Origin of the sequence: Nonomuraea sp. ZG12, from assembly GCF_052068115.1 — a bacterium.
In the GTDB taxonomy this organism is placed as follows: domain Bacteria; phylum Actinomycetota; class Actinomycetes; order Streptosporangiales; family Streptosporangiaceae; genus Nonomuraea.
This window is the reverse complement of sequence record NZ_JBQHCW010000023.1, coordinates 126695-135364: the sequence shown is the minus strand read 5'-3', so window position 1 is coordinate 135364 and position 8670 is coordinate 126695. Positions and strand designations below refer to the sequence as shown.

The following is an 8670-nucleotide window of genomic DNA, read 5'->3' as shown; positions in this document are numbered from 1 at the left end:
GGCCTCTGACGAGGCTTCTGACATGAGCGATCCCGGCGGCCCGAGGTTCACCGGAGTGATCGTTGCACGCGTCGGCAGCAGCGTGGAATACGTCGGGAATACGCCTGGTCACCCGGCATCGAGAGATGACTTCGGGCGGAACCCCTGTGCCGGGGACGCCTGTCTTTGCAGTGATGCTGAAGGAGTTGGAGGGTGACGACGATCAGCGGCCAGATGCGCCGGCTTCGTCGCCGGTAGTCCCGCAGCAAAGATCATCATTATTTGATCTTGCTATTGTTTCTTTTGCCATAGTAAGGCGACGCGTGGCATCTGGCTCCGCTTAATACTGCGAAGATGCGCCCGATTGCTAGGGGCCTCGGAAGTCGTCCTGGCCCCACCAGCCGCGGCGGGCGGCGAGCAGCCCGGCCTGGAACCGGGTGCGTGCGCCGAGCCGGTCCATCATCTCGCTGACCCGGCGGTGCACCGTCCGCAGGCTCACTCCCAGCTGGCGTGCGACGGTCTCGTCCTTGAGGCCGGCCGCCAGCAGCGTGAACAGCTCCGGGTCGGAAAGGTCCGCGCCGTCGCCGGAGGGGAGCTCGGCCGACCTCGCCGGCAGCGGTAATGCCGATCGCCACAGCACCTCGAACAGGGCGACCAGAGCGTCGAGCAGCGACGAGGAGTGCACGATGACCGCGCTGTCGGAATGGGCGGACGCATCGGTGCTCAGCGGCAGGATCGCTATCCTTCGGTCGGCGATGGCCAGTTTCATGGGCACGTCCGGGCTGATCCTGGCCTGTTCTCCGGCGGCCACCGATTCCTGCGCCAGGCGCAGCTTGCCGGGGATCTCCAGGGCTGAGGCGTCGTAGATGCCGCGGACGAGGACGCCGTGCGCGAGGCGCTCCATCTCGGTGACGTTCTGCCGGCCGGGATCCTGGGCGTACGGCGGCCGGTCCAGCACCAGGAGCTCCTCGGTCGCGGTCTGCTGCAACTGGGTGAACCGTTGCACCACGGCCGCCTGGCCCTGGACGACCTCGACGAGTTCTTCAGGGGAGTGGTTCTCCGTGCGCGGGGTTTCGGCGAGCAGCGTCAGCGCGGCCAGCCGTGCCTGGGCCAGGCCCTCCTCCCGGCGGGAGATGAGAGCGGACACCGCCACATCCGGCCGGGTCGCCAGGAACCGCACCGGGCGGCCCGCCATGCGGCTGACCAGGCCCAGCGCTTCGAGCCGGGTGAACGCGCGGCGCAGAGTCACCGTGGTGCGCCCGGTGTGCTCGGCGAGCTCGTGGAGCGTGGCCCGCGGCCGGCGCAGCAGATCTCGGTAGATTCGCTCGTCTTCGGCGTCGACCCCGACGGCGGACAGCGCGTTGTCATGCGTTTTCATGATCCGTAAGGATGTCATATTCGTGTCATGTCATAAATCTGCCAAACCCTGCGCCTAGCCCGAGCGGGCCGTTCACCGATAGGACGGGACCCGGGGCTTCGGTGCCCCGAGACCATGCATTGTCTGGGAGGCAGTCGTGAATAAGACGTTCACCATCGGATTGGCCACCGCGCTGACGATTCTGTCGGGCGTCGGGCCCGCAGCCGCCGATGGGTTCCACCGGTGGCGCCAGCCCGCCTGTGAGACGGTCGCCGGCGACGGCTCGGTGACGTTCACCCGGAACGGCGGCAGGAGCATCGTGCCGACCAGCAAGACGCTGGAGCCGGTCGTCTACACGCGCGGGCTCGTCACTCTTGATCGTCCCAATGTGCTGCTCTCCGTTGCGAACAACATGTTGTCGCGGTCGATGGACGCCGGCTGCAGCTGGGCGCCGGTGGGCAAGCTGAACGGCTCGAACATCGAGTTGACCGCCGCCCGTGGCGGCCAGGCGTACGCCTGGGACCGCGACGGCAACCTCACGCTCACCACGCCCGACGGCGGCACGCCACTCGCCTCACCGGCCGCCGAGGTGGTGGGGCTGGGCACGGATCACCGCCGGGGCGACCACCTGCGGGTGGCCGACGGGGACGGGCAGCTGCACGAGTCGAGGGACGGCGGGCGCACCTGGACCCCCGTCGGGGTGCCGGCCTGGGAGCAGAACGAGCTCCTCATGGTCTACACCGCGGTGTTCGATCCGTACGACCTGAACCACGTGGTCTTGGGCGCGGCGACCGAGGGCGCCCGGGTCACCTTCGACGGCGGGCGCACCTGGACCACGTCCACCGGGCTGGGCGAGGTCGGCACGCGGGTCAACGTGTTCAGCGCCACGATCTCCCCGGCCGCGCCGCAGGTCGTGTACGCGATGGGGCTCAACCTGGCCGAGCTGGACGCGGGGGCGCCGTCGGGCGGCCGGCACATCTACCGCTCGCACGACGGAGGCCGGCACTTCACCCCGGTCGTGGACCAGGGAGGTGAGATCACCCTGTCCAACGGGCCGTTGCTCGCCGCTCACCCGAAGGACCCGCGCGTGCTCACCTTCGTCTGGGGCACTGCGTGGGCCGGGACCGGCACGTACCTCTATACCTACAACGCCCGCCGGGGCGGGGTCAGCGTCACCCGCAACGGGTACGACCGGGTGAATTCCATCGCTTACAACCCCTCGAACCCGAGGGTCATGTACCTGGGAGTGGCAGAGGAAGGCTGACGCCCGGCAGAACCTCCACTACGGCCGCTTGGCATGATCCACAGTGGCGGCCAGATCGTGCCGGCCGGTCTTCGCCTGGGCGAATTCGGGGGCCCGGCGAGGCCATCGACGTCCTCGCGAGCGTGCTCGGCCTGCTGCCTGGAACGGGCGGCCCTGACGAATAGGGCGGGGTGAACAGCAGGAGCGTCGTGCCGTACAGGTGGTCGGCGTGATCTATGGGATGGTGCGGCTGTTCCCCAGATCGACGCTGTCTCCGTTCGCCCCTCTGCGGAGTGATCTGACGGTGGTGCTGGACTTCGCGGTGAAGAGGGCGGGGCCGGCCTTCGTGGTTCTTCTCGGCCTTCTCGTGTGTGTCGGTCGTGGGGACAGCGAGGCGACGGGTCGGCGGGTGGCGGGGCTGGCTGACTATGTGATCGCTGTCGGGGTGCTCGGTGTCGTCGTGTTCGGGTTGTTCCTTTACTTCTGGGGGTCGCACGCCCTTGGGGGGCGGACGGTGGGCAAGCTGCTCCTGGGCGTGCGGGTCGTCGGCGCGGGGACCGGGGGGCGGCTGGGCGTGGGCAGGGCGGCTCTTCGGGCGCTGGCCTTTCCTCTCGTCGTGCTCGTTCCCGGCGTGGGGCTGCTGTGGCTTCTCGTGGACGGGCTGTGGATGCTGCTCGACGCGGAAGGCAGGGTGCTGCATGACCGGCTGCTGGGCGCCGCGGTGGTGCGTGATCGGTGGACCGCCCGAGAATGCGTACTTTTACGTGTTCGGTGGCCTTTGATACATGGACTTGTGCGCAGAAGAGAATAATGTTCTGGTTCATCGTTGGGTCGAATGCGAGCGGCGCTCATTCAGAGAGCCCGCCAAGATCCATATGGGGTAATGACCATGAACGAGTTCAAGCGTGGCGCAGTCCGGCTGTCCGTGCTCGGCGGTCTGGCCGCCGGTCTGCTGGCCGTGGCGCCGGGGGTGAGCCAGGCCGCCGCCGGTGAGCCGACGGTGAGCAGGGCGGGCGCGATCGTGACCATCACGGCGGGCTCCATCGCCAAGGACGACAACATCACGCTCCAGTCCGTCAGCGGCCGGCTGCACGTGTTCGGGCAGGTCGTGGCGGCGACGGGGTCCGGCTGTCAGCAGGTTTCCGGCAACGAGGTGAACTGCGGCAGCGGTGTCGAGAAGGTCAACGCCACCCTGGGCGGTGGCAACGACCGGTTCCTGTCGCGGGTGGGGATCGGGGGAACGATCGACGGCGGCAGCGGCGGCGACACCTTCCAGGCCGGGCTCGGCTTCGACGGGACGAGCTTCGTCTACAAGGGCGGATCCGGGACCGACAAGGTCGACTACGGCTCCAGCGGCTCGGCCGTGACCGTGACCAAGGACGACAGCTCACGGCCGGACGGCCGATCGATCGACAACGACGACGTCACCCGGGACGTGGAGACCATCGAAGGCACCGTCAGGGCCGACACCCTGACCGGGAGCGATGTCTTCGACAGGCTGATCGGTGGCGAGGGCGCCGACACCCTCAGCGGCCGAGGGGGCGACGACATCATCGACGCCGATGACATCCAGGGCACCAAGGACACCCTGATCGACTGCGGCAACGGGTCCGGCGACAGCGCGACCGCCGACGCGGCGGACGCTCCGGTGAGCTGCGAGTCGGTCAGCCGTCCGTAGCCTCCGAAGGCCCCTCGCGACAGCGGTCGCGAGGGGCCTGTCACGTCTGATCCGTGGGACCGATGAGTTCGGGTACGGTTCCCGGTCTCAACGGGTGCGAACCCGTCGATCCGCAGGGAGGGTCCATGGCCAAGATGCTGTATTCGGTCACCATGTCGCTGGACGGCTTCATCGCCGGTCCCGGCGGTGACATGTCCTGGCTGGCCGACCATCTGGGGCCCGATCCGCTGGTGGACGAGCTCATCGGCCAGGTCGGGGCGTTGCTCGTCGGGCGCACGACCTTCGGCGGCGACGATCCGTACAAGGGCACCGAGCAGGAAGGGGAGGCGTTCGGCGGCGGGTGGGCGGGGCCGCAGTTCGTGCTCACCCACCGCGTGCCGCGCGCGTCCGTGCCGGGCGTCACCTTCGTCGGCGACCTCGACAGCGCCGTGGCCGCGGCCAAGGCGGCGGCGGGGGACAAGTACGTCAACGTCCTGGGCGCGAGCGTGGCCCGGCAGTGCCTGGAAGCGGGCGTGCTCGACGAGGTGCTGGTGCTCATCGCGCCGGTCATGCTCGGTGACGGCGTGCGGCTGTTCGACCACCCGGGCGGGACCAACGTCAGGCTCGAACGGCTCCGGGTGAGTCAAGCGCCGCCGGCCACAGGCCTGTGGATGCGCGTGGTGGACAGCGCGGCGCCGGAGGCCGGGGCGATGTCCGGGTGAGCATGCTCGCCGCGCTGGGGGGCAGGGTCCGGTCATGAAGAAACTCTTCAAGTTCCTGGTGGCACGCCGGCTGGCGCGTACGCCGATCGGGCTGGCGGTTCTCGGGCTGGCCTGGCTGCGCCGGCGGCGCAGGCAACGCATGCAGGGCGCTCAACCCGAAAGTGCCGGACACCGGTAAATCACGAAATTTCCGAATAAATCACTGACAATCCGGCGACCTTCCCCCTATGTTCGGCGCATGATCTTTCGCGTATGCGCGGTGGCCGCCGCCGGCCTGATGCTTGTCTCCGGTACGGCGCACGCCTACCCCGTCAAGGGCGCCGCCGAGCTGACCCACAACGAGCTCTACAAGAAGGGCAAGCTCCCCAAGACCACGTGCAAGCTGGTCAAGGGCACGACCAGGGCCTCGACGACCAAGTACGTCACCGACCTGGTCGCCTGCATGAGCAAGACCTGGAAGTCGTCGATCCCCAACTTCCAGCCTGTGCAGGTGGGGTTCGTGGACAGGGATGAGAATCGGACCTGCAACTGGCGCAGGGAAGCCAAAGGATCATTCGCCGAGCAGTGCTTCAGCTTCATCCGAGTACGGTTGGCCGCCGATTGGATCAAGGCCAAGGACGACTCGGAGGTGTTCGCCGCCGTCACGGACGCGTGGAGCGGAATCGTGCAGGTCCAGACCGGCATCGGCGAGGCCTGGCAGGCACTGCCCAACGGAGGCGAGCAGCCCGAGATCGACGAGCAGCTCCGCCGGCTCCAGCTCCAGGCCGACTGCCTGACCGCAGCCTCCTACAAGAGCCTCGGACTGACCGTCAAGAACTGGAAGTCCGTCTTCGAGGACACGGACCCGCCCGAGTTCGACAAGCTCAAGGGCGAGGGCAAGCTCGCCAACCGTCTCAGCTGGTCCAAGAAGGGCTATCAGGCGGGAGGGCCGAGCGTGTGCAACACCTGGAAGGCGCCCTCGTCCAAGGTCGCGTGAGGCCCTCGACGGATCGGACGCCCGCGTGTCACGCTGACGAGCCATGAGGTACGTCTTAGCGGCGCTCGGGCTCTTACTCATGGTCGCCTGCGGGTCGGGCGGGACGGGCGGTCCACCGGTCAACGTCGCCGACGTCAGGTTCGTGCAGATGATGGTGCAGCACCACCGGCAGGGCATCGAGATCGCCGAGGTGGGCGCGGCCAAGGCGACCACCCCCGAGCTCAAGACCTTGTCGGCGGCCATCGTGAGCACCCAGCAGAGCGAGGTCGAGATGATGCTCCGCTGGCTGCACTCCTGGCAGCAACCGCTCACCCCGGCGGACGGCGCGCACGATCATCACGGCGGGCTGCCGGAGATCGACCAGAAGCGGATCGCCGAGCTCAAGCGGTCCAAGACCCTGGAGTCCGACCTGCTGACCCTGCTGATCATGCATCAGGACGGCGCCGTCCAGATGGCGGCGGAGGAGGTGCGCGACGGGGTCGCACCGGCCGTGACCCAGTGGGCCGCGAAGGTGCAGGAGTCGCGCCGGGCGCAGATCGCGCAGATGCGGGACCTGCTCAGCCGGTGAGCCCCTGGCGCTCCAGCATGGCGGTGGCCTGGTCGAGCCGCTTCCCCAGATTGTCGCGCAGGTCGGCGAAGCGGTCGGAGTGCTTGAGCACGATCCTGCGTTGCAACTCGGCGTCTGCGGTGAACCAGGCGGCCACCAGGCCGGACGACCACTTGCACGAGGTGTCCGCCACCGCGACCCGTTTCTCCTCGGTGGTGATCTCGGCGCCCTCCAGGTTCCAGCGGGGGTCGGCGATGGCCGCCTCCGGCGAGGGGTAGGAGTGACCGGCGGCCTTCATGCACGCCGCCCACTTGCCGACGGCTCGCCGTACCACCGCCCGCTTGGCGGCCCGTTCCAGGGTGCGCGCGTCCTGCATCGCCAGCCACTGCCAGTCGGCATCCGGGGCGCTGCGGGACAGCGCGTCCGGCGCCCGGTCCAGGCACCCCGGCCTGCCCTGCGTGCCGTACAGGTGCCGGCGGGCGGTCTGGCGCAGGTCGGCCGCCCACTGCGACGCCTCGGGCGGCGACGCCGGGCGGGCCAGGTGGTAGCCGAAGCGCGCCGCCTGCTCCGGGTCCACCACGCCGTAGCGGCGCGTGTTGCCCGGGTCGGCGGCGGCGATGGCCTCCTGATCCGTGCCCGGGGGATGCACGGTGACGCCGTGCCGGCGCATGCACCGTACGACCACCAGGTTGTGCGCGTTGCCCAGGAGCGCCCGCTGGGCGGGCGTGGGCTTGTAGGCGTCGAACGGCAGCTTCAGATCCGCCACTCCGCTGATGCCGGTGGTGGGCTCGGGCGCCTGTTGTGGCTGCGTGCAGGCCGTGACCGCCACGAGGAGGGCGCCGAGCACGAGCGGCGGTCCGGCGTGGCGGCCGGTTTCCGGTGTGGCCCGGAAACCGGCGCTGCTTCGGGTCAGCGGCACCAGATGTCGATGGAGCTGGTGCGGTTGTTGCCGACGGCATTGTTGGCCAGGAAGCCGTCGTTGGAGTCGTTCAGGAAGGTGCTGTGCGCGCCGGTGAAGTAGGCGTGCTGCCACAGCGTGATCGGGCAGCCGACGCGGTTCCTGACCGAGCTGGACTCGTTGTTCATGCTGTGCCAGGAGTTGCTGTAGTCCCAACTGAGCCAGTTGTCGTCGTCCAGGTTGGAGTCGTCGTGCACGAAGTCACGCCAGTGGTCGGTCTGACCCCGGTTGTAGTCGAAGCCGGCGTACAGGCAGACGCGGCCGCCGTAGCAGGTGGAACGAGGGCTGGCGGTCGCGGTCGGGACCGGGGCGACCAGGGTGAACAGCGCCGCCGCCGCGATGGCGCCGGCGACTCGGGTGGACAGCCTCACAGGGGATCTCCTTGATCGATGAGGTTGTGAGAACACCCGTAACTTAGCGTGGTCATTCGCATGCGGAAGGTCATGACGCGCGTGCGTGGGTAAAGGCCCGCCGAGCTTGGACGGCGTAAAGCGCAATGGTCATCTCATTGACGCAACGACACGTCCTGATCAGGATGAAAGACCTGAAACGGCGCTGATGTCACTCGAAGGAGACCTGACCATGCACGCCGCGATCCCCCTCTACAAGGGCTACACCGGCCTCGACGCCATCGGCCCTTACACCGTGCTGGCCTTCGCCCCCGGCTGGGAGGTCACCTTCGTGAGCGCCGAGCCGGGGCCGGTGACCGATGACCAGGGCGGCCTCAGCATCCAGGCCACCGCGAGCTACGCCGACGTGCCGAGGCCGGACGTGATCGTCGTGCCGGGCGGGATCGGCACCATCGAGGCGCTCTCCGACCAGGCCCTCGTCAGCTGGATCGGCGAGGTGCACGAGCACACCCGCTGGACGACCTCCGTCTGCGCCGGCTCGTTCCTGCTGGGCGCGGCCGGGCTGCTGAAGGGGCGCAGGGCGACCAGCCACTGGGCGCTGATCGACCAGCTGCCGGGGATGGGCGCGGAACCGGTGCACGAGCGGGTGGTCGTGGACGGCAAGATCGTGACCGCCGCCGGGGTCTCGGCCGGCATCGACATGGCGCTGACGCTGCTCGCCCAGGCGGCCGGCCAGGACACCGCCGAGGCCGTGCAACTGGTCATCGAGTACGACCCGGAGCCGCCGTTCGACGCCGGCTCGCCGCGGACGGCCTCGGCCGACCTGCGCGCGCGGGCGGCGAGCCTGCTGGGGTGAGCAAGGCCTTCGCACTCGGCCGGGC

General features: G+C 69.0%; 11 protein-coding genes. 8 read left to right on the top strand and 3 right to left on the bottom strand.

The genetic code is table 11. The features are described from left to right. Positions 1-346: 346 nt before the first annotated feature. The gene (locus ACTMTF_RS39245) at positions 347-1357 is read right to left on the bottom strand and encodes a helix-turn-helix transcriptional regulator (RefSeq protein ID WP_441115193.1); all 1011 of its coding nucleotides are present in this window, start codon (positions 1355-1357) and stop codon (positions 347-349) included. Between the two features lie 136 nt (positions 1358-1493). Between ACTMTF_RS39245 and ACTMTF_RS39240 the strand changes: the two genes are divergently transcribed. From ACTMTF_RS39240 to ACTMTF_RS39210, 7 genes are all read left to right on the top strand, one after another. Continuing rightward, on the top strand, positions 1494-2600 hold the full coding sequence (locus ACTMTF_RS39240; protein WP_441115192.1) for a WD40/YVTN/BNR-like repeat-containing protein: 1107 nt from the start codon (positions 1494-1496) through the stop codon (positions 2598-2600). Between the two features lie 208 nt (positions 2601-2808). Continuing rightward, positions 2809-3390, top strand: coding sequence for an RDD family protein (locus ACTMTF_RS39235; protein ID WP_441115191.1), 582 nt, complete (start codon positions 2809-2811; stop codon positions 3388-3390). Positions 3391-3468: 78 nt separating this feature from the next. Then, positions 3469-4257 carry a hypothetical protein gene (locus tag ACTMTF_RS39230; protein ID WP_441115190.1) on the top strand — a complete coding sequence of 263 codons (789 nt, stop codon included), beginning with the start codon at positions 3469-3471 and terminating at the stop codon, positions 4255-4257. Between the two features lie 125 nt (positions 4258-4382). Further along, positions 4383-4958 (top strand): dihydrofolate reductase family protein, encoded by a 576-nt coding sequence (locus ACTMTF_RS39225; RefSeq protein WP_441115189.1) that lies wholly within the window; start codon positions 4383-4385, stop codon positions 4956-4958. 34 nt (positions 4959-4992) lie between these two features. Further along, on the top strand, positions 4993-5136 hold the full coding sequence (locus ACTMTF_RS39220; protein WP_441115188.1) for a DUF6203 family protein: 144 nt from the start codon (positions 4993-4995) through the stop codon (positions 5134-5136). A gap of 60 nt (positions 5137-5196) precedes the next feature. Continuing rightward, complete coding sequence (locus tag ACTMTF_RS39215) at positions 5197-5934, top strand: hypothetical protein (RefSeq protein WP_441115187.1); 738 nt, start codon at positions 5197-5199, stop codon at positions 5932-5934. 43 nt (positions 5935-5977) lie between these two features. Next, complete coding sequence (locus tag ACTMTF_RS39210; RefSeq protein WP_441115186.1) at positions 5978-6502, top strand: DUF305 domain-containing protein; 525 nt, start codon at positions 5978-5980, stop codon at positions 6500-6502. On the opposite strand, the gene ACTMTF_RS39205 is transcribed toward ACTMTF_RS39210, so the two are convergent. Continuing rightward, on the bottom strand, positions 6492-7400 hold the full coding sequence (locus ACTMTF_RS39205; protein WP_441115185.1) for a hypothetical protein: 909 nt from the start codon (positions 7398-7400) through the stop codon (positions 6492-6494). The two genes, ACTMTF_RS39210 and ACTMTF_RS39205, sit on opposite strands and share 11 nt — an antisense overlap. Further along, entirely contained in the window at positions 7391-7810 is a 420-nt protein-coding gene (locus tag ACTMTF_RS39200; RefSeq protein ID WP_441115184.1) for a peptidase inhibitor family I36 protein, read from the bottom strand. The genes ACTMTF_RS39205 and ACTMTF_RS39200 overlap by 10 nt, the downstream gene beginning before the upstream one ends. A 211-nt stretch (positions 7811-8021) precedes the next feature. On the opposite strand from ACTMTF_RS39200, the gene ACTMTF_RS39195 reads away from it, so the two are divergent. Continuing rightward, positions 8022-8645, top strand: coding sequence for a DJ-1/PfpI family protein (locus ACTMTF_RS39195; RefSeq protein WP_441115183.1), 624 nt, complete (start codon positions 8022-8024; stop codon positions 8643-8645). The last annotated feature ends 25 nt before the right edge of the window (positions 8646-8670 follow it).

Coding starts and splice junctions, on each gene's coding strand:
- ACTMTF_RS39245 (WP_441115193.1), bottom strand. CDS start 1,357: ATGAAAACGCATGACAACGCGCTGTCCGCCGTCGGGGTCGACGCCGAA.
- ACTMTF_RS39230 (WP_441115190.1), top strand. CDS start 3,469: ATGAACGAGTTCAAGCGTGGCGCAGTCCGGCTGTCCGTGCTCGGCGGT.
- ACTMTF_RS39225 (WP_441115189.1), top strand. CDS start 4,383: ATGGCCAAGATGCTGTATTCGGTCACCATGTCGCTGGACGGCTTCATC.
- ACTMTF_RS39220 (WP_441115188.1), top strand. CDS start 4,993: ATGAAGAAACTCTTCAAGTTCCTGGTGGCACGCCGGCTGGCGCGTACG.
- ACTMTF_RS39215 (WP_441115187.1), top strand. CDS start 5,197: ATGATCTTTCGCGTATGCGCGGTGGCCGCCGCCGGCCTGATGCTTGTC.
- ACTMTF_RS39210 (WP_441115186.1), top strand. CDS start 5,978: ATGAGGTACGTCTTAGCGGCGCTCGGGCTCTTACTCATGGTCGCCTGC.
- ACTMTF_RS39195 (WP_441115183.1), top strand. CDS start 8,022: ATGCACGCCGCGATCCCCCTCTACAAGGGCTACACCGGCCTCGACGCC.